Source organism: Streptomyces sp. NPDC059201, assembly GCF_042754585.1.
GTDB lineage: Bacteria > Actinomycetota > Actinomycetes > Streptomycetales > Streptomycetaceae > Streptomyces.
Genome location: NZ_JBHZBB010000019.1, coordinates 25,211 through 50,844, shown reverse-complemented (window position 1 = coordinate 50,844; position 25,634 = coordinate 25,211). Strand labels below are relative to the sequence as shown.

Annotated in this window: 30 protein-coding genes; 19 read left to right on the top strand and 11 right to left on the bottom strand. The window is 73.5% G+C overall.

Features of this window, described 5'->3' with window-relative positions:
- Positions 1-13: 13 nt before the first annotated feature.
- Both ACFXMG_RS37640 and ACFXMG_RS37635 read left to right on the top strand, forming a co-directional pair.
- Positions 14-235 carry a helix-turn-helix domain-containing protein gene (locus ACFXMG_RS37640; RefSeq protein WP_006123601.1) on the top strand — a complete coding sequence of 74 codons (222 nt, stop codon included), beginning with the start codon at positions 14-16 and terminating at the stop codon, positions 233-235.
- Positions 236-367: 132 nt separating this feature from the next.
- On the top strand, positions 368-1,168 hold the full coding sequence (locus ACFXMG_RS37635; RefSeq protein WP_383822187.1) for an enoyl-CoA hydratase/isomerase family protein: 801 nt from the start codon (positions 368-370) through the stop codon (positions 1,166-1,168).
- Between the two features lie 39 nt (positions 1,169-1,207).
- On the opposite strand, the gene ACFXMG_RS37630 is transcribed toward ACFXMG_RS37635, so the two are convergent.
- Complete coding sequence (locus tag ACFXMG_RS37630; RefSeq protein WP_383822190.1) at positions 1,208-1,849, bottom strand: hypothetical protein; 642 nt, start codon at positions 1,847-1,849, stop codon at positions 1,208-1,210.
- Between the two features lie 91 nt (positions 1,850-1,940).
- On the opposite strand from ACFXMG_RS37630, the gene ACFXMG_RS37625 reads away from it, so the two are divergent.
- From ACFXMG_RS37625 to amaP, 5 genes are read left to right on the top strand one after another with little or no spacing between them, the layout of a single operon-like run.
- Positions 1,941-2,396 (top strand): Asp23/Gls24 family envelope stress response protein, encoded by a 456-nt coding sequence (locus ACFXMG_RS37625; protein ID WP_383822193.1) that lies wholly within the window; start codon positions 1,941-1,943, stop codon positions 2,394-2,396.
- Positions 2,397-2,443: 47 nt separating this feature from the next.
- A complete protein-coding gene (locus ACFXMG_RS37620) occupies positions 2,444-2,635 on the top strand; it encodes a hypothetical protein (RefSeq protein ID WP_383822196.1) in 192 nt (63 codons plus the stop codon).
- A 6-nt stretch (positions 2,636-2,641) separates the two neighbouring features.
- Positions 2,642-3,001: an Asp23/Gls24 family envelope stress response protein gene (locus tag ACFXMG_RS37615; RefSeq protein WP_383822199.1), complete on the top strand. Its 360-nt coding sequence runs from the start codon at positions 2,642-2,644 to the stop codon at positions 2,999-3,001.
- Entirely contained in the window at positions 2,998-3,648 is a 651-nt protein-coding gene (locus ACFXMG_RS37610; RefSeq protein ID WP_383822202.1) for a DUF6286 domain-containing protein, read from the top strand. The genes ACFXMG_RS37615 and ACFXMG_RS37610 overlap by 4 nt, the downstream gene beginning before the upstream one ends.
- A 5-nt stretch (positions 3,649-3,653) precedes the next feature.
- On the top strand, positions 3,654-4,253 hold the full coding sequence (amaP, locus tag ACFXMG_RS37605; protein ID WP_383822205.1) for an alkaline shock response membrane anchor protein AmaP: 600 nt from the start codon (positions 3,654-3,656) through the stop codon (positions 4,251-4,253).
- Positions 4,254-4,265: 12 nt separating this feature from the next.
- Here amaP and ACFXMG_RS37600 read toward each other — a convergent pair whose 3' ends face one another.
- The 6 genes from ACFXMG_RS37600 to ACFXMG_RS37575 all read right to left on the bottom strand — a co-directional run bounded on the left by ACFXMG_RS37600 (position 4,266) and on the right by ACFXMG_RS37575 (position 9,743).
- Positions 4,266-5,021: an SDR family oxidoreductase gene (locus ACFXMG_RS37600; RefSeq protein WP_383822208.1), complete on the bottom strand. Its 756-nt coding sequence runs from the start codon at positions 5,019-5,021 to the stop codon at positions 4,266-4,268.
- Between the two features lie 4 nt (positions 5,022-5,025).
- Positions 5,026-6,810 carry a glycoside hydrolase family 15 protein gene (locus ACFXMG_RS37595; protein ID WP_383822211.1) on the bottom strand — a complete coding sequence of 595 codons (1,785 nt, stop codon included), beginning with the start codon at positions 6,808-6,810 and terminating at the stop codon, positions 5,026-5,028.
- A gap of 34 nt (positions 6,811-6,844) precedes the next feature.
- A complete protein-coding gene (locus ACFXMG_RS37590; RefSeq protein WP_383822214.1) occupies positions 6,845-7,675 on the bottom strand; it encodes an SURF1 family protein in 831 nt (276 codons plus the stop codon).
- Positions 7,676-7,775: 100 nt separating this feature from the next.
- Complete coding sequence (locus tag ACFXMG_RS37585) at positions 7,776-8,009, bottom strand: hypothetical protein (RefSeq protein WP_360315617.1); 234 nt, start codon at positions 8,007-8,009, stop codon at positions 7,776-7,778.
- A 64-nt stretch (positions 8,010-8,073) separates the two neighbouring features.
- A complete protein-coding gene (locus tag ACFXMG_RS37580) occupies positions 8,074-9,048 on the bottom strand; it encodes a DEDDh family exonuclease (protein WP_383822217.1) in 975 nt (324 codons plus the stop codon).
- A complete protein-coding gene (locus tag ACFXMG_RS37575; protein WP_383822220.1) occupies positions 9,045-9,743 on the bottom strand; it encodes a TetR/AcrR family transcriptional regulator in 699 nt (232 codons plus the stop codon). The genes ACFXMG_RS37580 and ACFXMG_RS37575 overlap by 4 nt, the downstream gene beginning before the upstream one ends.
- A gap of 139 nt (positions 9,744-9,882) precedes the next feature.
- On the opposite strand from ACFXMG_RS37575, the gene ACFXMG_RS37570 reads away from it, so the two are divergent.
- The 8 genes from ACFXMG_RS37570 to ACFXMG_RS37535 all read left to right on the top strand — a co-directional run bounded on the left by ACFXMG_RS37570 (position 9,883) and on the right by ACFXMG_RS37535 (position 17,715).
- Positions 9,883-10,680 (top strand): acetoacetate decarboxylase family protein, encoded by a 798-nt coding sequence (locus ACFXMG_RS37570; RefSeq protein ID WP_383822223.1) that lies wholly within the window; start codon positions 9,883-9,885, stop codon positions 10,678-10,680.
- Complete coding sequence (locus tag ACFXMG_RS37565) at positions 10,680-11,564, top strand: SDR family NAD(P)-dependent oxidoreductase (protein ID WP_383822226.1); 885 nt, start codon at positions 10,680-10,682, stop codon at positions 11,562-11,564. The genes ACFXMG_RS37570 and ACFXMG_RS37565 overlap by 1 nt, the downstream gene beginning before the upstream one ends.
- Before the next feature lie 11 nt (positions 11,565-11,575).
- Positions 11,576-12,931: an amidohydrolase family protein gene (locus ACFXMG_RS37560; protein ID WP_383822228.1), complete on the top strand. Its 1,356-nt coding sequence runs from the start codon at positions 11,576-11,578 to the stop codon at positions 12,929-12,931.
- Entirely contained in the window at positions 12,928-14,154 is a 1,227-nt protein-coding gene (locus ACFXMG_RS37555) for an amidohydrolase family protein (protein ID WP_383822231.1), read from the top strand. Before ACFXMG_RS37560 ends, ACFXMG_RS37555 begins: the two co-directional genes overlap by 4 nt.
- Positions 14,155-14,178: 24 nt before the next feature.
- Positions 14,179-14,919, top strand: a complete 741-nt coding sequence (locus ACFXMG_RS37550; protein WP_383822234.1) for a VIT family protein — start codon at positions 14,179-14,181, stop codon at positions 14,917-14,919.
- 112 nt (positions 14,920-15,031) lie between these two features.
- Positions 15,032-15,985: a sterol desaturase family protein gene (locus tag ACFXMG_RS37545; protein WP_383822237.1), complete on the top strand. Its 954-nt coding sequence runs from the start codon at positions 15,032-15,034 to the stop codon at positions 15,983-15,985.
- Positions 15,982-16,659: a lysoplasmalogenase gene (locus ACFXMG_RS37540; RefSeq protein WP_383822240.1), complete on the top strand. Its 678-nt coding sequence runs from the start codon at positions 15,982-15,984 to the stop codon at positions 16,657-16,659. The genes ACFXMG_RS37545 and ACFXMG_RS37540 overlap by 4 nt, the downstream gene beginning before the upstream one ends.
- 12 nt (positions 16,660-16,671) lie before the next feature.
- Positions 16,672-17,715, top strand: a complete 1,044-nt coding sequence (locus ACFXMG_RS37535; RefSeq protein ID WP_383822243.1) for a zinc-dependent alcohol dehydrogenase family protein — start codon at positions 16,672-16,674, stop codon at positions 17,713-17,715.
- Positions 17,716-17,988: 273 nt separating this feature from the next.
- On the opposite strand, the gene ACFXMG_RS37530 is transcribed toward ACFXMG_RS37535, so the two are convergent.
- Together ACFXMG_RS37530 and ACFXMG_RS37525 are read right to left on the bottom strand one after the other, a co-directional pair.
- Entirely contained in the window at positions 17,989-19,299 is a 1,311-nt protein-coding gene (locus ACFXMG_RS37530; RefSeq protein ID WP_383822245.1) for a CoA transferase, read from the bottom strand.
- 104 nt (positions 19,300-19,403) lie between these two features.
- Positions 19,404-20,948 (bottom strand): S8 family serine peptidase, encoded by a 1,545-nt coding sequence (locus ACFXMG_RS37525; RefSeq protein ID WP_383822248.1) that lies wholly within the window; start codon positions 20,946-20,948, stop codon positions 19,404-19,406.
- A gap of 276 nt (positions 20,949-21,224) precedes the next feature.
- On the opposite strand from ACFXMG_RS37525, the gene ACFXMG_RS37520 reads away from it, so the two are divergent.
- From ACFXMG_RS37520 to moaA, 3 genes are all read left to right on the top strand, one after another.
- A complete protein-coding gene (locus ACFXMG_RS37520; RefSeq protein ID WP_383822251.1) occupies positions 21,225-21,599 on the top strand; it encodes a DUF485 domain-containing protein in 375 nt (124 codons plus the stop codon).
- Complete coding sequence (locus ACFXMG_RS37515; RefSeq protein ID WP_383822255.1) at positions 21,596-23,254, top strand: cation acetate symporter; 1,659 nt, start codon at positions 21,596-21,598, stop codon at positions 23,252-23,254. Before ACFXMG_RS37520 ends, ACFXMG_RS37515 begins: the two co-directional genes overlap by 4 nt.
- 165 nt (positions 23,255-23,419) lie before the next feature.
- Entirely contained in the window at positions 23,420-24,409 is a 990-nt protein-coding gene (gene moaA, locus ACFXMG_RS37510; RefSeq protein ID WP_383822256.1) for a GTP 3',8-cyclase MoaA, read from the top strand.
- On the opposite strand, the gene ACFXMG_RS37505 is transcribed toward moaA, so the two are convergent.
- Entirely contained in the window at positions 24,392-24,610 is a 219-nt protein-coding gene (locus tag ACFXMG_RS37505) for a hypothetical protein (RefSeq protein ID WP_383822260.1), read from the bottom strand. The two genes, moaA and ACFXMG_RS37505, sit on opposite strands and share 18 nt — an antisense overlap.
- Positions 24,611-24,823: 213 nt before the next feature.
- Positions 24,824-25,168 carry a DUF3099 domain-containing protein gene (locus tag ACFXMG_RS37500; RefSeq protein WP_383822263.1) on the bottom strand — a complete coding sequence of 115 codons (345 nt, stop codon included), beginning with the start codon at positions 25,166-25,168 and terminating at the stop codon, positions 24,824-24,826.
- Positions 25,169-25,334: 166 nt separating this feature from the next.
- On the opposite strand from ACFXMG_RS37500, the gene ACFXMG_RS37495 reads away from it, so the two are divergent.
- A complete protein-coding gene (locus ACFXMG_RS37495) occupies positions 25,335-25,610 on the top strand; it encodes a GlsB/YeaQ/YmgE family stress response membrane protein (protein WP_383822266.1) in 276 nt (91 codons plus the stop codon).
- The last annotated feature ends 24 nt before the right edge of the window (positions 25,611-25,634 follow it).

The window sequence follows — 25,634 nt, the reverse complement described above, 5'->3', positions numbered from 1 at the left end:
TGAGGAGGCACGGGTGGCCGAGACTCTGAAGAAGGGCAGCCGGGTGACCGGCGCCGCGCGCGACAAGCTCGCGGCAGACCTGAAGAAGAAGTACGACTCCGGTGCGAGCATCCGGGCGCTGGCCGAGGAAACGGGCCGCTCCTACGGATTCGTCCACCGGATGCTCAGCGAATCCGGAGTCACGCTGCGTGGTCGCGGCGGCGCGACCCGAGGCAAGAAGGCAGCCTCGGCCTGACGCCGGGGGCGGCTCGACCGGTCCACCGGGACCTTCCCGGTGGGCACCCGGTCGGTCCTGCGACCGGCCGGGTGGTTACTGTGCAGTCACTTAGCATCGGATGCAGTGCTGCATTGGAACCGGAGGCGCCCCATGACCACGCCCGACGACTCCCAGCTCGTCTTCGACAAGGACGGTGTACGGCTCACCGTCGAGGACGCCGTTGCCACGGTGACCCTGACCAATCCGGCGAAGCGCAACGCCCAGTCTCCCGCTCTGTGGCGGGCGTTGACGGAAGCCGGCCGGTCTCTTCCGGGCAGCGTGCGGATCGTCGTCCTGCGCGGTGAGGGCCAGTCCTTCTCCGCCGGACTCGACCGACAGGCGTTCACGCCCGAGGGCTTCGACGGAGAGCCGTCCTTCCTCGACCTCGCACGGGGTTCCGACGCGGACCTCGACGCGGTCATCGCCGAGTACCAGGAGGCGTTCACCTGGTGGCGCCGCAGCGACCTCGTGTCCATCGCGGCCGTCCAGGGCCACGCCATCGGTGCGGGCTTCCAGCTCGCCCTCGCCTGCGACCTGCGGGTCGTCGCCGAGGACGTGCAGTTCGCGATGCGCGAGACCAGCCTGGGCCTCGTCCCGGACCTCACCGGGACGCACCCGCTCGTCTCCCTCGTGGGCTACGCCCGCGCGCTGGAGATCTGCGCCACCGGCCGCTTCGTCCACGCGGACGAGGCCGAGCGCATCGGCCTGGCCAACATCGCCGTGCCCGCCGCCGAACTCGACGCCGCGGTACGGGACCTCAGCGCCGCCCTGCTCGCCGCGCCGCGCGACGCGGTCGTCGAGACCAAGGCGCTGCTCCAGGGTGCCGCCGGCCGCTCCTACGAGGACCAGCGCACCGCCGAGCGCGCCGCCCAGGCCCGCCGCCTGCGCGACCTCGCCGGCCTCGGCGACTGACGCCGCGCCCCGCCCGCCCGGCCGCCGCGCGGAAGCCGCCTAGCGGCGCACCTCCGTGACCAGGACGGTGACCGCGGTGCCCGGAGGGGCCGCCGCGGCCGCCGCCGTGCGGGCGGCCCGGGCCACCTCCAGCGCCGGGCGGTCGCCCGCCACCGCGAACTCCGCCCGGACCGCCCCGGGCGTCCGGCGCACCGGCGGGCCCAGCGCGTCCGTCACCGCCGCCACGCCCGGCACCCTCAGCACCGCCAGCGCCACCGGATCGTCCGTCGCCGGTGAGGTGCGGCCCGGCGGCGGGGGAGCGGGCTCCTGGGTGGGCGCCTCCTCCAGCAGCTCGGTCACCCGCAGATCGACCTCCGCCACCACGAGGCCGAGCCCCTCCGCCGCCGCGAGGAGCGCCGCCCGTACCTCCTCCGCCGTCTCCGGCAGCGGCCGCCCCGCCACCGCCGCGAACTGCGCGGCGATCCGCACCGGCGGCTCCGGCGGACCCCCGGCCTCCTCCGTCGCGGCGAGCCGCAGGGTGCCGAGCACCGTGCCCCGTACCTCCGACGCCGCCCCGGCCAGGACGTCCCGGGCCGCCCGCTCCGTGAGCCACGCCCCGTCCGCCGCCGTGCCGAGCGGCAGCAGCCGGCCCGCCGCCAGGCGGTCGCGCACCGCCGCCTTCCAACCGTCACCCGTGGTCATTGCCCCAGCCTGCCGTATCCCCGGAGCGGCATCGGGTAACCGCCCTTAGTGTGGGCGAAGAACCCCGAAATATCCCAGAAGGGGCTGAATCATGACGGACAGTGAACGCAGCGGGGAGAGCGGCCCGGTCACCAGGAAGGGCGGCGGCTCCGCCGCCACCCGGGGCCGGACCACGATCGCCGACGGGGTGGTCGAGAAGATCGCCGGAATGGCCGCCCGCGACGTCGTCGGCGTCCACGCCATGGGCAGCGGGCTCTCCCGCACCTTCGGCGCCGTCCGCGACCGCGTCCCCGGCGGAGGCGGCGCCAAATCGAGCGTCACCCGGGGAGTCAAGGCCGAGGTCGGCGAGGTGCAGACCGCGCTCGACCTGGAGATCGTCGTCGACTACGGCGTCTCCATCGCCGACGTCGCCGGCGCGGTCCGCGAGAACGTGATCGCGGCCGTGGAACGGATGACCGGACTGGAGGTCGTCGAGGTCAACATCGCGGTCAGCGACGTGAAGCTGCCCGACGAAGAGGAAGAGGAGCCCGAGTCACGGCTCCAGTAGCCGCACGGCACGGGCACACGGACCGCAGGGCTCGAAAGGGGTTCATCATGAGCATGGCTGTGGTCGGCCTGCTGGCCGGCATGGGTCTCGGCTTCGCCGGATACTTCGGCGGCTTCGGGGCGTTTCTCCTGGTCGCGGCCTTGGGGGCGATCGGCTTCGTGGTCGGCCGCTTCCTCGACGGCGACCTCGAACTCGGCGACCTGCTCCGGGGCCGCGACCGCGGCGACCGGCGGCGGTGACCGCGGGTGGTCACCGACGTCACGGAACGCCCGCCGGTGCGCGAGCGCGGCGCGACCACGATCGCCGACCGGGTGGTCGCCAAGATCTCCGCACAGGCCGCCCGGGAGGCACAGGGCGGCGTGCCGGAGGGCGGCCACCCGCCGCACGCCTCGGTCGTCGTCCACCGGGACGCCGCCCGCATCTCGATCAGTCTCGAACTCGGCTATCCCACGGACGTCGGCCGGCGCTGCGGAGCCGTACGGGAGAAGGTCCGCACCCGGGTGGAGGAACTCGTCGGCATGGAGGTCCACGAGGTCGCCGTGCACGTCGAGCGACTCCACTCGCCGCGCACCACGCCCGCCGTCAGGAAGGGCCGCCTGGCATGACGACACCCGAACGGCCCACCGTCCCCGCACAGGCCGGCAGCGGGACCGAAGGCGAGGCGGAGGGCGACGGCGTCCCCGTCCTCGCCGACGGTACGGACCCCGAGCGGGTCCGGCGCTTCTGGGCCGTGCGGCGGATCCCCGCCGCGCTGCTCGCCGCCGTCGTCCTCGGCGGCGCCGGACTGCTGCTGTACGACGTCGCCGCCGTCCGGGCCGACCGCAGCGCCATGAGCTGGCGCCGCGACCTCGCCGACGACCTCGCGACCCGCTCCCTCGACGACGCCCTGACCCTCGTGGCGGCCGGCCTCGCCGTCCTGCTCGGCGTCTGGCTGCTGGTCCTGGCGTCCACCCCCGGCCTGCGGGCGGTGCTGCCGATGCGGCGCGCGCACCCCGACGTGCGCGCCGGGCTCGACCGGGACGCCGCCGCGCTCGCGCTGCGCGACCGGGCCATGGAGGTCTCGGGCGTGCAGTCCGTGAAGGTCAGGGTCGGCCGCGCCAAGGTCGCCGTCCGGGCCGTCTCCCACTTCCGCCCGCTCGACGACGTCCGCGCGGACGTCGAGAGCGTCCTCACCCACGGCGTCGGGGAGCTCGGGCTCGCCCGGCAGCCCGCGCTGACCGTCCGGGTGGACCGCCCGTCCAAGAAGGGGTGAAGCCCGTGAACGCACCGGTCACCGCCGTCCTCCGGCGCGTCAACCGCGTCCTGCTCGGCCTCGCCGGGCTGCTGCTCGTCCTCGCCGGCGGCGCCGCGCTCGCCGCCGGCCTCGACCTCGGCGTCCCGTCCTGGTGGCCCTGGTCGGGCCCCGACGACGCGGTCCTCTCCACCGCCCGGCGGCAGCGGTGGCGCGAGGAGGGCTGGTGGTGGCCGACCGTCATCGCCGTCCTCGGCGTCCTCGTCCTGCTCGCCCTGTGGTGGCTGCTCGCCCAGTTCCGCCGGGCCCGGCTCGCCGAGGTCCTGGTCGACACCGGCGACGGCGACGCCGCCGTGGTACGCGGCCGGGCCCTGGAGAGCGTCCTGGAGGCGGACGCCGCCGCGCAGGAGGGCGTCGCCCAGGCCCGGGTCGCCCTCACCGGCCGCCGCACCGCCCCCCGTACCCGCATCGCGCTCCTCCTGGAGCCGTACGCCTCCCCGGGCGAGGCGCTGGCCGGACTCGGCGGCGAGGCGCTGGACCGGGCCCGCGCCTCGGCGGGGCTGACCGCCCTGCCCACCGAGGCCCGGCTGCGCGCGTCCAAGCACCGGGCCCGCCGGGTGACCTGAGGCGGCCCTCCGTCAGAAGCCGTGCCGGGCGCCGCCGTCCACCGGCAGCATCAGGCCCGTCAGGTACGACGCGGCCGGCGAGAGGACGAAGGCGGCGATGCGGCCGAACTCCTCCGGGGTGCCGTAGCGGCGCAGCGGGATCGCCAGCTCGTTGGCCGCCCGGGAGGCGTCCGCGTCGCCGGAGAGGGCGTCGAGCTGCCGGACCCGGTCGGTGTCGATCCGGCTCGGCAGCAGGCCGACCACCCGGATCCCGCGCGGGCCCAGGTCGTTGGCGAGCGACTTGGCGAAGCCCGCGAGTCCGGGCCGCAGCCCGTTCGAGATGGTCAGTCCGGCGATCGGCTCGTGCACCGACCCCGACAGGACGAAGCCGATCACACCGCCCTCGCCCAGCGTCCCGGCCGCCGCCCGGGCGAGCCGCACCGCCCCGAGGAAGACGGTGCCGAAGGCCGCCGCCCACTCCTCGTCGGTGTTGTCCGCGGCGAAACCGGGCGCCGGACCGCCGACGCTGATCAGGACGCCGTCGAGACCGCCGAACCGGGCGCGGGCCTCCGCGAACAGCCGGGCCGGGGTCTCCGGGTCGTCGTTGTCGGCGGCGAGGCCCGCCGCCCCCTCGCCCAGCTCCGCGACGGCCGCGGCGACGGTCGCCTCCTCGCGCCCGGTGATCAGCACCCGGGCGCCCTCGGCGAGCAGAGCCTCCGCGGAGGCCCGGCCGAGCCCCCGGGTCGCGCCGGTGACGACGTACACGCGGTCCTTCAGTCCAAGATCCATGGGCCTATCCTGCCGCCTCGTCCCCGGCCAGCGCGAGCGCCGTCCCGACCAGGCCGACGTGGCTGAACGCCTGCGGGAAGTTGCCGAGCTGCCGCCGCGTCACCGGGTCGTACTCCTCGGCCAGCAGCCCCACGTCGTTGGCCAGCCCCGCCAGCCGCTCGAACAGCTCCCGGGCCTCCTCCGCGCGCCCGGTCATCCGCAGCGCGTCGGCGAGCCAGAAGGAGCAGACGAGGAAGGCGCTCTCCCGGCCCGGGAGTCCGTCGACCGCGCCCGAGTCCGGGGTGTAGCGCCGCAGCAGCCCCCGGTGGGTCAGCTCCTCCCGCACCGCGTCGACCGTGCCGACCACCCGGGGGTCGTCCGGCGGCAGGAAGCCGACCCGGGGGATGAGCAGGGTGGCGGCGTCGAGCTCCCGCGAGCCGTACGACTGGGTGAAGGTGTTGCGCCCGGGGTCGTACGCCTTGGCGCACACCTCCGCGTGGATCTCGTCCCGCAGCGCCCGCCAGCGGTCCGGCTCGCCGGGCAGCGAGGGGTCCTCCTCCAGGGTGCGCACCGCGCGGTCGGCCGCGACCCAGGCCATCACCTTGGAGTGGGTGAAGTGGCGGCGCGGGCCGCGCACCTCCCACAGGCCCTCGTCGGGCTCGCGCCAGTGCGACTCCAGGAAGCCGAGCAGGCTCAGCTGGAGGTTCCAGGCGTGCCGTTCGGGCGGGATGCCCGCCGCGCGCGCGAGGTGCAGCGAGTCCATGACCTCGCCGTACACGTCGAGCTGGAACTGGTCGACGGCCGCGTTCCCGGTCCGGACGGGGCGCGAGTCGGCGTAGCCGCGCAGCCAGGGCAGCGAGGTCTCGGGGAGCCGGCGCTCGCCGGCCGGCCCGTACATGATCTGGAGGTCGGCGGGGTCGCCGGCGACCGAGCGGAGCAGCCAGTCGCGCCAGGCGGCGGCCTCCTCGGCGTATCCGGCGGAGAGCAGCGCGCCGAGCGTGAGGGAGGAGTCGCGCAGCCAGCAGGCCCGGTAGTCCCAGTTCCGCACCCCGCCGATCTCCTCCGGCAGGGAGGTGGTGGGGGCGGCGACGATCCCGCCGGTGGGGGCGTAGGTGAGCGCCTTGAGGGTGATGAGGGAGCGGACGACGGCGGAGCGGTACGGCCCCCGGTAGGCGCACCGGCCCGCCCACTCCCGCCAGTCGGCGAGCGAGTGCTCCAGGGCCTCGAAGGGGTCGACGAGCGCGGGCCGCCGCTCGTGGGAGGGGTGCCAGGTGAGGACGAAGGCGACGCGCTCGCCGGCGGCGACGGTGAAGGCGGAGCAGGTGGCGAACTGCTGGCCCCAGGTCTTCACCTGCGGCTCGCTGCGCAGCCAGACGGCGTCGGGTCCGGCGACGGCGACCCGGTGCCCCTCGGAGCGCCGTATCCACGGCACGACCGAGCCGTAGTCGAAGCGGAGGCGGAGCACGGAGCTCATCTCGACGCGGCCGGTCAGGCCCTCGACGATGCGGACGAGGTCGGGGGCGCGGTCCCGCTGGGGCATGAAGTCGGTGACCTTGACGGTGCCGGTGCGGGTCTCCCAGAAGGTCTCCAGGACGAGGGAGTCCTCGGCGTAGCGGCGGGAGGCGCAGGTGGTCGCGCCCTGGGGGGCGATCCGCCAGTGGCCGTTGTCCTCGTCGCCGAGGAGGGCGGCGAAGCAGGCGGCGGAGTCGAAGCGGGGCAGGCAGAGCCAGTCGACCGACCCGTCGCGGCCGACGAGCGCGGCGGTCTGGAGATCGCCGATCAGGGCGTAGTCGTCGATGCGTCGGGTCACGCTCTGGCCTGTTCCCGCCGGAGGCCGCGGTCAATCAGCGGGGCGAGGTGGCCTGGATCGCGCTGCCGTCCTCTTGCGGGGCCTCGGGGGCCCCGTCCTCCGGCCCGGCCTCGGCGGCGGCCGCCTCGCGGTCGCGCTTCTCCCGGCGGGCGAGGACGAACCAGCCGACCGGCACGCCGGCGGCGAAGAGCCACCACTGGACCGCGTACGCCATGTGGGCGCCGATCGAGTCGTGGTCGGGCGTGGGGATCTGCTCGGGGGAGCCGCCGGCCGCCGCGGGCTCGGTCTGCTCGACGTAGCCGCCCAGCACCTCGCGGCCGATCAGCTCGGCCTGCTGGGCGCTGCTGATGAGCATCACCTGACGGTCCGGCAGGCCCTTGAGGTCCTTGATGCCGCTGGCGCCGGTGGTCTCGTCGGCCTTGAGCCGGCCGGTGACGGTGACCTCGCCCTTCGGGGCGGGCGGGACGTCCGGGTAGTCGCGCTGGTTGGCCGCGCCGGGGACCCAGCCGCGGTTGACGAGGACGACCTTGCCGTCCCCGAGGACGAGCGGGGTGAGCACGTGCGCGCCGACCCGGTCGTCGGAGGAGGTGCGACGGCGGACGACGACCTCGTGGGCGGTGTCGAAGGTGCCGGTGGCGGTGACCCGGCGCCAGTAGTCGGCGCGGGGGACGACGTGGCCGGGGGAGGTGAGCTCCTCGACCGGGACCGGCGCGGCCTTGAGGTTGTCCGCGATCAGGGTGTTCTGGGCGACCCGGCGTTCGTGCCGGTGGAACTGCCAGAAGCCCAGCTCGATCATCACGGGGATGAGGGCGAGGGCGACGAGGGTGAGGATCACCCACTGCCGGGACAACAGGAAGCGGTACACCCCATGACCGTACATTCATGGCGCCGGGGTGCCCGCACAGGGGTCGGGTGACCGGCGCCACCCGACCAGGATCGTTTCTTCGTACGGGACCGGGGCGGGGTCACACCCGGTCGACGATGCCCGCCTTCCCCTCGGCGCGGGCGCAGTGGGCGCCGCAGTACCAGTTGCCCTCGACCTCGACGCCCTGGCCGATGATCTGGACCCGGCAGTGCTCACAGATGGGTGCCATCCGGTGGATGGCGCAGGCGAAGCAGTCGAAGACATGGATCGCGCCCTGGGCATGGATCTCGAAGGACATGCCGTAATCGTTTCCGCAGACCTCACAACGTGCCATGCGCCACAGGGTGGAGCCCCGGGGCCCGCGCGCGCCGCGCGGCACGCCCGCCGGGGGCGGGGTGTCACCCGTCTGCCGGGGCCACGTCCCGCAGCAGATGGGCGTAGGCGGCCTCGTCGACGACCGGGGTGCCGAAGGTCTTCGCCTTGGCCGTCTTGGAGGTGCCGGCGTCCGGGTCGTTGGTCACCAGCAGGCTGGTGAGCCGGGAGACGGACGTGGCGACGTGCAGTCCCGCCTCGACCGTGCGGTCCTCCAGGAGCTCGCGGTCGACGGAGGTGTCGCCGGAGAAGGCCACCCGCATGCCCTGCTTGAGCGGCTTGTCGCTCTCGTACCGGCCGGGGTTGGGGTACGGGCAGGCCGGGCGCTTCCTGGAGGGGCGCCAGCCGCCCGCCTGGTAGGAGGACTGGCGGCCGATCAGCGGGCGGGCCGGGGACGACGCCCACTCGGTCAGCGGGCGGCACTCCAGGAGCGGCAGCCGTACGCCCCGCTCCGCCGCCGCGTGGAGGCTCGGGCGGAACGCCTCGGCGAGCACGCGCGCGTCGTCGAGCGCGTCGTGCGCGCGCTCCTGCACCACGCCGAAGTGGGCGGCGAGGGTCGCCAGCTTGTGGTTGGGCAGCGGCAGCGCCAGCTCCTTGGAGAGGGCGATGGTGCAGAGCCGCTGCCGCACGGGCGCGGTGCGCTCGGCGCGCGCGTACTCCCGGGCGATCATCTGCCAGTCGAACATGGCGTTGTGCGCGACGAGGACGCGTCCGTCGAGGCGGGCCGAGAACTCCTCGGCGATCTGCGCGAAGAGCGGCGCGCCTTCGAGGACATCGCTGGTGAGGCCGTGGATCCAGACGGGGCCGGGGTCCCGCTCCGGGTTCACCAGCGTGTACCAGTGGTCCTCCACCTCGCCCTGCGCGTCGAGGCGGTAGACGGCTGCGGACACGATCCGGTCGTCGCGGGCGAGACCGGTGGTCTCCACGTCGACGACCGCGTACCCCTGCGGGTAGGCGGCCGGCCACGTCGCTGCTGTCGTACGGTCGTCGAGCATGGTCACTGAGAATACGGCCCGCGACGGACAGTGCCGCCCTCGGTGTCCTCGATGTCCGTGATGTCTCCCGCCGGGGGTGTCCGGGGGCCCGCCAGGAGCCCCTCGACCAGGGCGCGCACCGAGATCGCGAAGAGCCGTTCCGCCTCGGGCGGGGCGGCCAGGGCGCGGGCGAGCTGCGGATCGGCGCCGGCGGTCTCGGCGCCCCACAGCTCCTCCTCGGCCGGCGACTGGACCGGCGCCCGCTCGCGGTTGCGCTCCAGGAGGACGTACCCGACGACCTGGAAGGTGACCGCCCGGACCAGTTCCGCGGCCCGCTCGCCGCGCAGCCCGGCCGCCCGGGCCTCCCGGACCAGGGCCCGCTGGGCGGGCAGGAACATGCGCTCCGTCAGGCCCCGCTCGTGGACCATCGCGACCAGGTGCGGGCGCTCGCGCAGCGCCCGGCGCAGGGCGTGGGCCACCGAGCCGATCCGCTCCACGGGGTCCTTCCCGCGCGGCCGGATCGCGCCGAGGTCGGCCACCGTCCGCTCGGCCAGCGCGTCGAGCAGCGACTCGCGGTTGCCCACGTGCCAGTAGATCGAGGTGACCGCCGTGCCGAGCGCGGCGGCGAGCCCGCGCATGGTGAGCCCGTCCGGGCCGTGCGCCCGCACCAGGGCCGCCGCCGCGTCCAGGACCTCCTCGCGGCTGAGCGCGGGGCGTGCCATCCGGTTCCCTCGTCTCTGACGATCCGTCAATTCGGCCTGTGCGCGCGTCTTTACCCTTCCCGGGCGGCGGTGTAACAGTGTTACAGGCCGTCGGCCCGGGAGGCCGGAGGGCCGTATCCGTCCGGAAGGGTGGTACGACATGGCACGAGTACGGTACGGGGCGCGGACCCAGGCGGAGAGCGCCGCCGCCCGCGCGGCGGCGGCGAAGCTCCCCGACATCTGGTCCACCGGGGTGGTCGCCCTCTGGGAGACCGACCCCGACGCGGTGGCGGCGGTGCTGCCGCCCCCGCTGAAACCCACCGGACGCCCCCTCGTCCGGGTCACCATCAGCAAGGTCGACCTGCCCGGCTATCCGCTGGGCGCGGGCTCGCTCTCCGTGGCGGCCGCCCACGGCGCCGTCGAGGGCTGGTATCCGCTGGTCATGCCGATGACGCACGAGCGGGCCCTGATCGGCGGGCGCGAGGTCTTCGGCGAGCCGAAGAAGCTCGGCGAGGTGGTCGTCGAACGCGACGGGCTCGTGGTCGGCGCCCGGCTGGCCCGGCACGGGATCTCCTTCGTGGAGGTGCGCGGCGCGGTCTCCGGTCCGCTGCCGCTGCCCGAGCCGGTCGAGAAGACCGACTTCTACTTCAAGTTCCTGCCCGGCGTGGAGGGTTCCGGCTTCGACGCCGACCCGGTCCTCGTGCACTGCGTCCGCAACGAGAAGGTGCGGAAGCTGGAGCGGGTCACCGGGGACGTCGTCCTGCGCGAGTCGATGTACGACCCCGTCGCCGACCTCCCGGTCCGCCGGCTCGTCGAGATCACCCTCGGCGAGAAGACCTCCGACCAGCGCGGCCGGGTCGCCGAGCGGGTCTCCGCCGAGGCGCTGCTGCCCTACGTCCACCAGCGCTACGACGACCCCGCGCAGATCCTCGACGGCCCCCCGGAAGGAAGCGTCTGATGGAACTCAGGGAGGGACAGGTCGCCGTCGTCACCGGCGCCGCGAGCGGCATCGGCCGGGCCATGGCCCGCCGCTTCGCCGCCGAGGGCCTCGCCGTCGTCCTCGGCGACGTCGAGCCGGGGCCGCTCGCCGAGGCCGCCGACGAGCTCATGGCGGACGGGGCCCAGGTCCTCGCCCGCACGGTCGACGTCTCCGACCGGGACGCGGTACGGGCCTTCGCCGACGCCGCCTTCGACGCCTTCGGCGCCGTCCACGTGCTCTGCAACAACGCGGGCGTCGGCTCCGGTGCCGAGGGCCGCATGTGGGAGCACGAGCCCAACGACTGGAAGTGGGCCTTCTCCGTCAATGTGTGGGGCGTCTTCCACGGCGTCCAGGCGTTCGTCCCCCGCATGCTCGCGAGCGGCGAACCCGGCCACGTCGTCAACACCTCCTCCGGCGACGGCGGCATCGCCCCGCTGCCCACCGCGTCCGTCTACGCGGTCACCAAGGCGGCCGTCGTCACCCTGACCGAGTCGCTCTACGCCCACCTGCGGGCGGAGCACGCGCGCGTGGGCGCCTCCGTGCTCTTCCCCGGGCCCCACATGCTCCGCACCGGCCTGTGGGAGTCGCACCGCAACCGGCCCGAGCGGTACGCCAAGGAGCGCCCGCGCCGGACCCCGTACCGCTCCCTCGACCAGTGGGAGGCCGCCATGAAGGAGGCCGGCCACGAGATCGCCTTCACCCCGGTCGAGGAGGTCGCCGAGCACGTCGTCGAGGGGATCAGGGCCGACCGGTTCTGGATGCTCCCGGCGAGCGAGCACAGCGACCGGCAGATCCGGGCGCGCTCGCGGTCGATGCTCGACCGCGCGAACCCGTCCTACCTGGAGAGCTTCATCCTCGACTGAGGGGCTTGGCCATGAGCTACGAGGACCCGTACCTGATCATCTCGTCCGACTGTCATGCCGGACTCCCCACCGAGGAGTACCGGCCCTATCTGGAGTCCCGCTTCCACGGCGCCTTCGACGAGTTCCTCGCCGGGCGCCAGGCCCGCCGCGAGGCCATGACCCGCCTCGGGGTGCGCAACGAGGACTTCGCGAACAAGTGGTTCAGCGACAACGAGGAGGGGCTCCGCGGCGGCTGGGACCACGCCCAGCGGATCAAGGAGCTGGACGGCGACGGCGTCGCCGCCGAGGTCGTCTTCCCCGACGCGGACGCCGTCGACAGCCAGACCGCCGCCCCCTTCGGCGTCGGCCTCGGCCTCTCCGGCGACCAGGACCCCGAGCTCGGCATGGCGGGCGCCAAGGCGCACAACCGCTGGCTCGCCGAGTTCGTCGCCCACGACCCGGCCCGGCACCGCGGCGTCGCCCTGCTGCCGGTCACCGCGGACCCGCGCGAGGTCGTCGCCGAGATCCACCGGGCCAAGGAGTCCGGGCTCGGCGCCCTGATGATCCCGTCCATGTGGGTCGACAAGGCGCCGTACCACGACCGCCGGTACGACCCGGTGTGGGCGGCCGCCGCCGAGACCGGGATGCCCGTCGTCACCCACTCCGGCGCCGCGCCCCGCGAGGAGTACGGCGACCACCTCGGCATCTACGTCTCCGAGGTCACCTGGTGGCCCGCCCGGCCGCTGTGGTTCCTGCTCTGGTCCGGGGTCTTCGAGCGGCACCCGGGGCTGCGGTTCGGCGTCGCCGAGTCGGGCTGCTGGTGGCTGCCGAACCTGCTGTGGTTCATGGACCGGCTCTACCTCGGCGCCCACGGCGGCAAGAAGCTCTCGCCCTTCGCCGAGCTGCGGCGCCCGCCGAGCGAGTACCTGGACCGGCAGGTCTTCGTCTGCGCCACCAACACCAAGCGGCGCGAGCTGGCGCAGCGGTACGAGATCGGCGTCGACAACATCCTGTGGGGCTCGGACTTCCCGCACCCCGAGGGCACCTGGCCGAACACCCGGACCTGGCTGCGGAACACCTTCCACGACATCCCGGTGGAGGAGTCCCGGCGGATGCTGGGGCTCGCCGCCGCCGAGGTCTTCGGATTCGATACACGAATACTGGATCCGATAGCCAAGCGGATCGGCCCCACCCCCGCCGAGCTCGGCCAGCCCGCCGACCAGACCGCCGTCGAGGCGTCCTGGGCCCGCTCCCGCGAGACCGGCCGGCACTGGCTCACCGGCGGCGACTTCCCGGTCATGGGCCCGGCCGCGGGTCCGGGCGCGGGTCCGGCGGCGGGTCCGGGCGCGGGTCCGGCGGCGGGTCCGGCCGCGGGGGTGACCCCGTGACCGACCGCTACACGGTGATCTCCGCCGACTGCCACGCCGGCGCCGACCTCCTCGACTACAAGCCGTACCTGGAGAAGCGGTTCCACGACGACTTCGACGCCTGGGCCGCCGGCTACGTCAACCCGTACGAGGACCTGCTCGCCGACACCGCCGACCGCAACTGGAACTCCGACCGGCGGCTGAGCGAGCTCGAAGCCGACGGGATCGTCGCCGAGGTCGTCTTCCCCAACACCATCCCGCCCTTCTTCCCCTCCGCCTCCCTCATGGCACCGGCCCCCACCCGGGAGGAGTTCGAGCGCCGCTGGGCGGGACTGCGCGCCCACAACCGCTGGCTCGCCGACTTCTGCGCCCAGGCCCCCGGCCGCCGCGCGGGCGTCGCGCAGATCCTCCTCAACGACGTCGGCGAGGCCGTCCGCGAGATCCGCCGCACCCACGCGGCCGGGCTCACCGGCGGCATCCTGCTCCCCGGCACCCCGCCGGGCAGCGGACTGCCGGAGCTGTACTCGGAGACGTACGACCCGATCTGGGCCGTCTGCGAGGAGCTGGACATCCCCGTCAACCACCACGGCGGCTCCGCCTCCCCGCCGCTCGGCGACGAACCGGCCGCCCGGGCGGTCTTCATGGTGGAGACCACCTGGTTCTCCCACCGGGCCCTGTGGCACCTGGTGTTCGGCGGCGCCTTCCGCCGCCACCCCGGGCTCAAGCTGGTCCTCACCGAGCAGGGCTCCGGCTGGATCCCCGGCGTGGTGGAGATGCTGGACTACTACCACGGGCGCCTCGTCGCGGCGGCGAGCCGGGCGGTCACCGCCGAGTCCAAGTTCGGCGCGGGCCTCGCGGACTCCATGGGCCGCAGCCCCGGCGAGGTCTGGCGGGAGAACTGCTTCGTCGGCGCGAGCTTCATGCGCCCGCACGAGGTGCCGCTGCGGGACCGGATCGGCCTCGACAAGATCATGTGGGGCAGCGACTACCCGCACGACGAGGGCACCACCCCGTACTCCCGCGAAGGGCTCCGCCTCGCCTACGCGGGCCTCCCGCGCGAGGAGGTGACGGCGATGGTCGGCGGCAACGCGGCCCGCGTCTACGGCTTCGACCTCGCCCTCCTCGACCGGATCGCGGCCGTCCACGGACCCGCGGTCGAGGAGATCGCCACCCCCCTGGAGAAGGTCCCGGAGGGCGCCACCAGCCCGGCGTTCGCCCCGGGCGGGTCGGTCCGCGTCTGGTGAGCCCCCGGGTGCGACCCTCCTGACGTGACCGATGCGCCGTCCTCGTCCCCGTCCCCGTCCCCGCACCACGAGGCCGCCGCGGCCGGCGGCGGCCTCGGCACCCGTCTCAACTGGCTCCGCGCCGCCGTGCTCGGAGCCAACGACGGCATCGTCTCCACCGCCGGTCTCGTCGTCGGCGTCGCCGGAGCCACCGGCTCCCAGGCGACCCTGCTCACCGCCGGACTCTCCGGCCTCCTGGCCGGCTCCCTCTCCATGGCGGCGGGGGAGTACGTCTCGGTCTCCGTCCAGCGCGACTCCGAGAACGCCGCCCTCGCCACCGAGAAGCGCGAACTCCGCGAGAGCCCCGCCGCCGAACTCGACGAACTCACCGCACTCCTCACCGCCCGTGGCCTCACCCCCGACGTGGCCCGCGAGGCCGCCGTACAGCTCACCGAACGCGACGCCCTGCGGGCGCACGCGCGCGTGGAGCTGGGCATCGACCCCGACCAGCTCACCAACCCCTGGCACGCGGCCTGGGCCAGCTTCCTCGCCTTCACCGTCGGCGCCCTGCTCCCGCTTCTCGCGATCGTCCTCCCGCCCGCCTCCGTCCGCCTCTGGGTCACCGTCGGCTCGGTCCTCGCCGCCCTCTGCCTCACCGGCTGGTGGGCCGCCCGGCTCGCCGAGGCCCCCGCCCCGCGTGCCACCCTCCGCACGGTCGCCGGCGGCGCCCTCGCCATGGCCGTCACCTACGCGGCGGGCTCCCTCCTGGACGTCGCCGGGGTATGACCGGGGGGCCGCGCTTGTCGGAAGCCGCCAAAGGCTGCTGACAAGTCGTCTCGCATACTTGTTGGTAACAACGTCTAGCCGTGCGCCGCGGGCGAGCCCTACCGTCGACGGCATGCCCAACCTGCCCGATGTCGTGCTCTGGTCCATACCGGCGTTCGTGCTGCTCACCGTCGTGGAGATGGTCAGCGTCCGGCTCCGTCCCGACGAGGACGCCGCCGGGTACGAGACCAAGGACGCCGCCACCAGCCTCGGCATGGGGATCGGCAGCCTCGCCTTCGACGCCCTGTGGAAGATCCCGATCGTCGCGATCTACACCGCGGTGTACGAGCTGACGCCGCTGCGGGTGCCCGTCCTGTGGTGGACGGTCCCGCTGATGCTGCTCGCCCAGGACTTCTTCTACTACTGGCAGCACCGCGGCCACCACGTCATCCGCGTCCTGTGGGCCTGCCACGTCGTCCACCACAGCAGCCGCAAGTTCAACCTCACCACCGCCCTGCGGCAGCCCTGGACCAGCGTCACCGGCTGGCCGTTCTACCTGCCGCTGATCGCCCTCGGCGTGCACCCCGCCGCCATCGCCTTCTGCTACTCGATCAACCTCGTCTACCAGTTCTGGATCCACACCGAGCGCGTCGGGCGGCTGCCCCGGCCCTTCGAGTACGTCCTCAACACCCCCTCCCACCACCGCGTCCACCACGCCTCCCAGGGCGGCTACCTGGACCGCAACTTCGGCGGGATCCTGATCGTCTGGGACCGGATGTTCGGCTCCTGGACCGGCGAGACGGAGCGGCCGGTCTACGGCCTCACCAAGAACATCGAGACGTACAACCCGCTCCGCGTCGCCACCCACGAGTACGCCGCCATCGCCCGCGACGTCCGCGCCGCGGGCGACTGGCGCGAACGCGCCGGACGCGTCTTCCGCGGACCGGGCTGGCAGCCCGCGCCGCCCGCGCCGCGCGCCACCGCGGACCTCGACGCCACCGCGCCGCGCACCGCCGCGGACCACGACGCCACCGCGCACCGCACCACCACGGACCACGACCAGACCGCCCCGGAGCCCGCCGCGTGAACACCCTGTCCCGGACCCTGCTCGGCGCCTTCGGCCTCGCCGCCGCCGCCGACCTCGGCTCGCTCCTCGCCGGCGCCGACACCGGCCACCTCGTCGCCAAGCCGCTCCTGATGCCGCTCCTCGCCGCCTACGCGGCCACCCGCGGCGCCCCCCGGCTCCTCGTCGTCGCCCTCCTCTTCGGCTGGGGCGGCGACGTCTTCCTGCTGTTCGACGCCGACTGGGCCTTCCTCGTCGGCATGGGCTCCTTCGCCCTGGGCCACGTCTGCTACCTGACCCTCTTCGGCCGCCGCCGCACCTCCCCGGCCCTCGGCGCCGCCTACGCCCTCGCCCTCGTCGGCACGGTCGTCGCCCTCTGGCCCGACCTCCCCGCCGAGCTGCGGATCCCCGTCGCCGGCTACTCCCTGCTGCTCACCGCGATGGCGTACCGCGCCAGCGCGCTCGGCGTCCTCGCCGGCACCGGCGGCGCGCTGTTCCTGCTCTCCGACACCCTGATCGCCACCGGCATCGCCGACTGGCCCCAGCTGCCGGTCCCCGACTTCTGGGTCATGCTGACCTACATCGCGGCGCAGGTCCTGCTCACCGCCGGCGTCCTGGCCGCCCGCCCGGCCGCCGGAGCCCCGGCGGCCGGCGGACCCGCCACGGCGATGTACGGTGAACGTCGTACGACCAGCTGACAGCGAGGACCCATGCGCGCCACCACCATCCATGCTCCGTTCGACATGCGCGTGGAGGAGGTGCCCGACGCGGTCGTCCAGGACCCGACCGACGTCGTCGTACGGGTCCTGCGCGCCTGCATCTGCGGCAGCGACCTGTGGGCCTACCGCGGCGAGTCGGCCCGGCAGCCCGGCCAGCGCATCGGCCACGAGTTCCTCGGCATCGTCGAGGAGACCGGCTCCGAGGTCACCGGCTTCCGCGCCGGCGACCTCGTCGTCGCCCCCTTCGTCTGGTCCGACGGCACCTGCGCGTACTGCGCCGAGGGCCTCCACACCTCCTGCCCCCGCGGCGGCTTCTGGGGCTCCGTGGGCTCCGACGGCGGCCAAGGCGAGGCCGTCCGCGTCCCCTTCGGCGACGGCACGCTCGTCAGGCTCCCCGCCGACGCCGCCTCCGACGACCGGCTGCTCACCGCCCTGCTCGCCCTCTCCGACGTCATGGGCACCGGCCACCACGCGGCCCTCGGCGCCGGCGTCCGCCCCGGCTCCACCGTCGCCGTCGTCGGCGACGGCGCCGTCGGGCTGTGCGGGGTCCTCGCGGCCAAGCGGCTCGGCGCCGAGCGGATCATCGCCCTGGGCCGCCACACCGCCCGGACCGACATCGCCCGCGCCTTCGGCGCCACCGACGTCGTCGCCGAGCGCGGCGAGGCCGCAGAGGCCGCCGTCCGCGAGCTCACCGGCGGCCAGGGCGCCCACGGCGTCATCGAGGCCGTCGGCACCGAGCAGTCCATGCGCACCGCCGTGAACATCACCCGCGACGGCGGCTCCATCGGCTACGTCGGCGTCCCCCACGGCTCCGGCACCGGCCTCGACCTCTCCGTCATGTTCGACCGCAACATCGCCCTCCGAGGCGGCGTCGCCCCCGTCCGCGCCTACATCCCCGAACTCCTCGCCGACGTCCTAGCCGGCACCCTCGACCCATCCCCGGTCTTCGACCAGACCGTGCCCCTCGACGGCGTCTCCGCCGGCTACCGAGCCATGGACGAACGCACAGCCCTGAAGGTCCTCGTCACCCCATGACCCAGGCGGGGGAGTCCCCGCGGAGGAGCCCCGGCGGCCGTGACCGGCCCGCCGGGTCCGCGCTCCGACCGTGAGCCTCGACGGCTACCGCGCCATGGATGAGCGCACGGCCGTGAAGGTCCTCGTCAGCCCGTGACCCAGGTGGGGACGTCCCCGCCGAGGAGCCCCGCCGGCCGCGCCCAGCCCGCCGGGTCCGCGCTCCGGCCGTGGGCCTGGATGGCGTCCCCGGCGGCTACCGCGCCATGGCCGAACGCACCGCCCTCAAGCTCCTCGTCACCCCGTGACCCAGGCAGCGGAGTCCCCGCCCTGGAGCCCCGCCGGCCGCGCCCAGCCCGTCGGGCCTCCCTTGTACGCCACCGGTGACACCGCGTGCCGTAGTCGGCCCAGTGGGCCCTGCGACACGGTGAGGTGGTGCTCCGGGTCGTACGCGGGGAGCTCGTGTGTCAGCCAGTGGCCGGTCTGGGCCAGGGCGAGGCGTACCAGTCGGGTGCCGCCGTCGCGGCGCTGTTCCGTCAGTGACCGCAAGACCGCCGCCGCCAGGAGGTATCCCGTCCCGTGGTCCAGGGCCTGCGCCGGCAGGGCGCCCGGATCCCGTGCCGAACCCTCCGTGGCCGCGATGCCGGTCGCGACCTGCACCAGGCTGTCGAAGCCGCGCCGGCCGCCCCAGGGGCCGTAGTCGCCCCACGCCGACAGCCGGGCCGTCACGAGCCCCGGACGCTCCAGGCCGTACCGCTCCAGGGCCCCGGGCCGGTAGCCGGTCACCAGGACGTCCGCCGCGTCGAGGAGTTCGCCGAAGGTCCGCCGGTCCGAGGGCCGGTCCAGGTCCAGGGCCGCCGTCCGCTTCCCCACGTCCGTGTCCGCGTGCTGGTCCGGCAGTTCGGGGTTGCCCGGCGGGTCGATCCGCAGCACGTCCGCGCCGAGCAGCGCCAGCGTCCGGGTCGCCACCGGCCCCGCGATCACCCGGGTCAGGTCCAGCACCCGGAGCGGCCGTCCCTCCCGCCGCCGCGGCGCCGCCCCGTCCACCACCTCCCGGCTCAGCACCGGCCGCGCCGCCACCTCCCGGCCCTGCGGGTGGGCGGCCCACTCCCGGGGCGTCCGCAGCGCCACGGCGAGGCCCCCGGAGGCGTACACCACCGACTCCACGTCGACCGCCTTCCGCCCGCCGATCGCCTCCGCGACCGCCCCCACAGAGTCGGCCGTGTCGGGAACGCCCAGCGCCGCGAGCAGCGCGGCCCTGTGGTGCGGGTAGTTGGCGTGGGTACGGACCCAGCCGTCGGCGGCCCGCCAGAACCGCGACAGCGGCGCGAAGCTCACCGGCGCCCGCCCGTCCACCCGCAGATGACGCTCGCTCACGAACGCGGTCGCCACCGCCCCGTCGTCCACCCGCACCGGCCCCGCCACGCGCGCCTGCTCCACGGCCGCGAGCCCGCAGACGGCGACCGTCGCCCGCGCCAGGTCCATCACCGGCAGCCGGGCCGGCAGCAGCCCCGACACCCCGCCGTACTCCACCCGGTCGACCAGGGCGGGATCGCCGCCGAGAACCGCCCACAGCGCTTCCGTACCGCTCCGAACCGTGCTGTCCATGCCCCGCACTATGGCACCCCGTGCCACCACCAGGGCACGCGAAAGGGCCCCGGTGTGGCAGACCACACCGGGGCCCCGGGAACGCCAGGCCCTACCGGCCTACGTCACCACTTGCGGACGGCGTCCAGCGCGTCCACCAGACCGGCTCCGTAGAAGCCGTTCTTCCACTTGCCGCCCTCACAGACGGCGTCGATCTTGCCGTCGCCCTCGATGTCGTACGGGTTGGTGCACGCGCGCTTGTCGGCCTGCGCGTACAGCAGCGCCTTCAGGGCGGCCGGGCTCGCCTTCGGGTGCGTCGACTTCAGCAGCGCGAGCACACCGGCGGCGTGCGGCGACGCCATCGACGTACCGGCCTTGTAGTTGTAGCCGCCGTTGACCGTCGTCGACAGGATGCGCCCGTTGACCGCCGGGGCCTCCGGGGTCTGGAACTCGGTGCGGTCACCACCGGGCGCGGCGATGTCGATGACACCCAGACCGTAGTTCGAGTACGACGCCTTCAGGTCCTTCGCACCGGTCGCCGAGACCGTCACGACGCCCGGCAGCTGCGCCGGGTAGTCCAGGCAGACGCTCGGGTCGATGACCCGGTCGCCCGGAGTGGTGTCGTTCGGGCTGGAGTTGTCCAGGATCTCGTCGGCCGCGAGGTCGAACTTGGAGTTGCCGGCCGCGGCCACATTGACCGTGCCCTTCTTCTCCGCGTACCGGGTCGCCCGGGAGACCGCCTCGATGAGGGCCTTCTGGTCCTCGTCCGTCTTGCAGGCGAACATCCACGGGTCGGTGTAGTAGCTGTTGTTCGTGATCTCGACGCCCTTCTCGGCCGCCCACATGAAGCCGCAGACCACGGCCTCGGTGTAGAAGAAGCCGTCCGGGGTCGACACCTTGATGCCCGAGACCTTGACGCCCGGGGCGACACCGGTGATGCCGATGCCGTTCTTGGCGGCGGCGATCGTGCCGGCGACGTGCGTGCCGTGGTCCGACTCGCCCGGGTTGGGGCGCCACGAACCGGGGGTGGTGTCCGGCTTGCCGGAGACGCAGTTGGCCGACGCCTTGGCGTCGAAGTTCGGCGCCAGGTCCGGGTGGGTGTCGTCCACACCGGTGTCGATGACACCGACCGTCACCCGGCTGCTGCCGAGCGTCTTCTGGTGCGCCTTGTCGGCCTTGATGGCCGGGAGGTCCCACTGCAACGGCTCCAGCGGGTCCTGCTCGTCGGAGGCGGTCGCCGCGGCGGCCAGCGCCTCCGAGGAGGACAGCGACTCGGAGCCGGCGCCCACGGAGTTGTCGCTCTGCACGGACAGCGGGGCGGTACGGGTCGCACCCGCCGACACCACACCGCGGGCCTTGCGGATCGTCTCCGCGAACGCGGGGTTCTGCGAGTGGACGACTATCACGCCTATCTGGTCGTACGCGATGACGACCTCACCGCCGGCGGCGGCGATCGCCTTCTTCACCGCGGAGGAGGTCCAGCGACCCCCCTCGGTGTTGACGACGTACGAGAGCTTCTCGCCCGTCGCCGCGACGGTGGCGGCCGCCGGAGCATCGCTCAGTTCCGCGGCGGAGGCGGCGCCGGAGGGAAGGAAGCCGAGCGAGGCGGTGAGCGCGAGACCAGCAGGCAGAGCGAGTACTCGGCCGCGCCTCGATCCCAGATGAGCCATGGGTTCTCCACATCATCCGTATGTACTGCCCGCGCGCGGGGTTGCGGACGGACAGGTGCATGACGAGTGAAGCTATCGCTGATCTTGTCTGCTCATCAATGAGTTGAGAAGACCTGATGAAGATTGGCACCAAGAATTCCCCACCGCTGAACCACTTCGCATCGGGCTCCGTGCCGTTGAGCAGGGGAGGGGCTCCAGCAGGCGCCCCCGCTCCCGCACCCCCAGGTGAGGCCCCCCTTGACCATGCCGTCCGTCCCCGCGTCACGAGGAGATTCCGTGGCTACCGAAGCACCGCCGCCGCCGAGAAAGGGCACCGAGACCGACCCCGGTCCCGCCCGGCCCACCACGGAGCAGTTCGTCGAGGTCCAGCGGAGCGAGGAGTTCGGCGAGCTCCGCCGCACCTACCGCTCCTTCGCCTTCCCCCTGACGATCGCCTTCATCACCTGGTACCTGCTCTACGTCCTGCTCTCCAACTACGCGGGCGGGTTCATGGGCACCCGCGTCTTCGGCAACATCAACGTGGCGCTCGTCCTGGGCCTCGGCCAGTTCGCCACCACCTTCCTCATCGCCTGGCTCTACTCCCGCCACGCCGCCCTCCGCCTCGACCCCAAGGGCGAGGCCATCAAGGCCCGTATGGAGGGCGACGCATGAGCACCCTCGTCACCGCCGGCGCCCCCGTCCTGCTCGCCGCCGACAACGCCACCACCGAGCACCGGCCGCTGATCATCGCCCTCTTCGGCGCCTTCGTGATCGCCACCCTCGCCATCACCGTCTGGGCCGGCCGGCAGACCCGCAGCGCCGCCGACTTCTACGCCGGCGGCGGCCAGTTCACCGGCTTCCAGAACGGCCTCGCGATCTCCGGCGACTACATGTCCGCCGCGTCCTTCCTCGGCATCAGCGGCGCCATCGCCCTCTACGGCTACGACGGCTTCCTCTACTCCATCGGCTTCCTCGTCGCCTGGCTCGTCGCCCTGCTCCTGGTCGCCGAACCGCTGCGCAACTCCGGCCGCTTCACCATGGGCGACGTCCTCGCCTACCGGATGCGCCAGCGCCCCGTCCGCACCGCCGCCGGCACCTCCACCATCGTCGTCTCGATCTTCTACCTGCTCGCCCAGATGGCCGGCGCCGGCGTCCTCGTCTCGCTGCTCCTCGGCATCACCAGCGACGGCGGCAAGATCGCGATCGTCGCCCTGGTCGGCGTCCTGATGATCGTCTACGTGACCATCGGCGGCATGAAGGGCACCACCTGGGTGCAGATGGTGAAGGCGGTGCTCCTCATCGCGGGCACCCTCCTCATCACCTTCCTCATCCTGCTCAAGTTCGACTTCAACCTCTCGCAGCTGCTCGGAGCCGCCGCCACCAACAGCGGCAAGGGCGACGCCTTCCTGGAGCCCGGCCTCAAGTACGGCGTCAGCGAGATCTCGAAGCTCGACTTCCTCTCCCTCGGCATCGCCCTCGTCCTCGGCACCGCGGGACTGCCGCACATCCTGATCCGCTTCTACACGGTGCCGACCGCCCAGGCCGCCCGGAAGTCGGTCAACTGGGCCATCGGCATCATCGGCGCCTTCTACCTGATGACGATCGTCCTCGGCTTCGGCGCCGCCGCCCTGCTCAGCCCGGAGACCATCACCTCCTCCAACAAGGCGGGCAACACGGCGGCCCCGCTCACGGCCCTGGAGGTCGGTGGCGGCGCCGACTCCACCGCCGGAGCGATCCTCCTCGCCGTCATCTCCGCCGTCGCCTTCGCCACCATCCTGGCCGTCGTCGCCGGTCTGACCCTCGCCTCCTCCTCGTCCTTCGCGCACGACATCTACGCCAACGTGATCAAGCGCGGGAAGGCCACCGAGAAGCAGGAGATGCGGGCCGCCCGCTGGTCCACCGTCTTCATCGGCGTCGTCTCCATCGGGCTCGGCGCCCTCGCCCGCGACCTCAACGTCGCCGGTCTCGTCGCCCTCGCCTTCGCGGTCGCCGCCTCGGCCAACCTGCCGACGATCCTCTACTCGCTCTTCTGGAAGCGGTTCACCACCCAGGGCGCGCTCTGGTCGATCTACGGCGGCCTGGCCTCCTCCGTCGTCCTCGTCCTCTTCTCCCCGGTCGTCTCCGGCGGACCCGGCTCCATGTTCAAGGGCGTCGACTTCCACTGGTTCCCGCTGGAGAACCCGGGCCTGGTCTCCATCCCGCTCGGCTTCCTCCTCGGCTGGCTCGGCTCCCTCCTCTCCAAGGAGGAGCCGGACGCGGGCAAGTACGCCGAACTGGAGGTCAAGTCCCTCACCGGCGTCGGCACCGCCGCGGCCGTGAAGCACTGACCACAGCGCAGCCGCTCGTATACGTTCCGCAGCGAACCACCGGCCGCGTCGTAGAGTTCTACGACGCGGCCGGTGCCGTCCTCGTGACAATCGGCCCGTGCCCGAGGTCCGCACGGTCACGTAGGCTCGGAAGACAAGCGAACCTGGAGAAGGGGAGGGGGACCGGTGCTCCTCGACACGTACGGCCGGGTCGCCACTGACCTGCGCGTTTCCCTCACCGATCGGTGCAATCTGCGCTGCACCTACTGCATGCCCGAAGAGGGCCTCCAGTGGCTGGCCAAGCCCGACCTCCTCACCGACGACGAGATCGTCCGGCTGATCCGGATCGCCGTCACCGACCTCGGCGTCACCGAGGTCCGCTTCACCGGCGGCGAGCCGCTGCTCCGCCCCGGCCTCGTCGGGATCGTCGAGCGCTGCGCCGCCCTGGAGCCCCGCCCCCGGATGTCCCTGACGACCAACGGCATCGGGCTCAAGCGCACCGCCGCCGCCCTCAAGGCCGCCGGCCTGGACCGGGTCAACGTCTCGCTCGACACCCTGCGGCCCGAGGTCTTCAAGACCCTCACCCGCCGCGACCGCCACCACGACGTCCTCGACGGCATGGCCGCCGCCCGCGAGGCGGGCCTCACCCCGGTGAAGGTCAACGCGGTCCTGATGCCGGGGCTCAACGACGACGAGGCCCCCGACCTGCTCGCCTGGGCGGTGGAGGAGGGGTACGAGCTCCGCTTCATCGAGCAGATGCCCCTCGACGCCCAGCACGGCTGGAAGCGCGACGGCATGATCACCGCCGGGGACATCCTGGAGTCGCTGCGCACCCGCTTCACCCTCACCCCCGAGGGCTCCGAGGAGCGCGGTTCCGCCCCGGCCGAGCGCTGGGTCGTCGACGGCGGGCCCCACACGGTCGGCGTCATCGCCTCCGTCACCCGCCCGTTCTGCCGGGCCTGCGACCGCACCCGGCTCACCGCCGACGGACAGATCCGCACCTGCCTCTTCGCCACCGAGGAGACCGACCTGCGGGCCGCGCTCCGCTCGGACGCGCCGGACGCGGACGTCGCGGAGCTGTGGAAGAAGGCGATGTGGGGGAAGAAGGCCGGCTCGGGCCTGGACGACCCGAGCTTCCTCCAGCCCGACCGCCCCATGTCAGCTATCGGCGGCTGAGTCCCACTCCGCGAGCGGGACGACGTCCTTCAGGAATCCCCGCACGCCCAGGAACTGGGACAGGTGCTCGCGGTGCTCCTCGCACGCGAGCCAGGTCTTGCGCCGCTCGGGCGTGTGCAGCTTGGGGTTGTTCCACGCGAGGACCCAGACGGCGTCGGCGCGGCAGCCCTTGGCGGAACAGATCGGCTTCTCTTGGCTCACCCGATCATTGTCCAGCAAGGGCGATGCCGAGCAGCCACGGGGGGAGCTGCCCGGCATCGGTCCGTCGCTCCGACGGGGGATGCGGAGCGCGTACGCAGTATGTCACGGCACCCCGGGTGCGGTGCACCGGAACTTCACGATTGATCTGAGCTTTTCTTGAGGTTCCCGGCGCCTTCGCCGCCACGTTCCGTGACCGGGGAAGGCCGGGCCGGATCAGCCCTGCCCGTACGGGCGTTCCGCTCCGGATTCCGCTCCGTCCTCGCCCGGCCCGAGCGCCGGGCGCACCGGCGACGGCAGATACGCCGAGGGGAGCGAGGGGGCGCTCTCGCGCCCCGCGTTCGCGATCACCACCGCGATGTACGGCAGCAGCACCCCGAGGGCCAGGGCCACGACCGCCACGTGCCGTTCCACGTTCCACAGCACCGCGGCCGCGATCACGGAGAGCGTCCGGACCGACATCGAGATGATGTACCGCCGCTGCCGCCCCCGGACGTCGTCCTCCAGCCCCTGCCGGGCCCCGGTGATCCGGAAGACCTCGGGTCCGCCTCGCTTCCGCATCGTGTTCCACCACCCGCCGCTCACGCCGGACCCCCGGTCCGGACCTCGGACCACCGTACGCCCACGGCCCCGGGCCGACGAGACCGGGTCACGGACGGAGGCGTCCGACATGCGCCGTATGGCCGACGGGCCGAGACTGGGGCCACATGCGCACGAGGAGGCGACTATGAGTTGGTTGTGGGCGATCATCGTCGGATTCGTCCTGGGTCTGATCGCGAAGGCGATCCTGCCGGGCAAGCAGCAGATCCCGCTCTGGCTGACGACGGTCTTCGGCATCCTGGGCAGCGTCCTGGGCAACGCGGTCGCCACGTGGATCGGCGTCGAGGACACCAAGGGCATCGACTGGACCCGTCACCTGCTCCAGCTCATCGGCGCCGTGGTCGTGGTCGGCGTCGGCGACATGGTCTGGGCCTCGATCAAGGGCAACAGACAGCGCACCTGACGGGGCGGCACAGCCGGAAGGCCC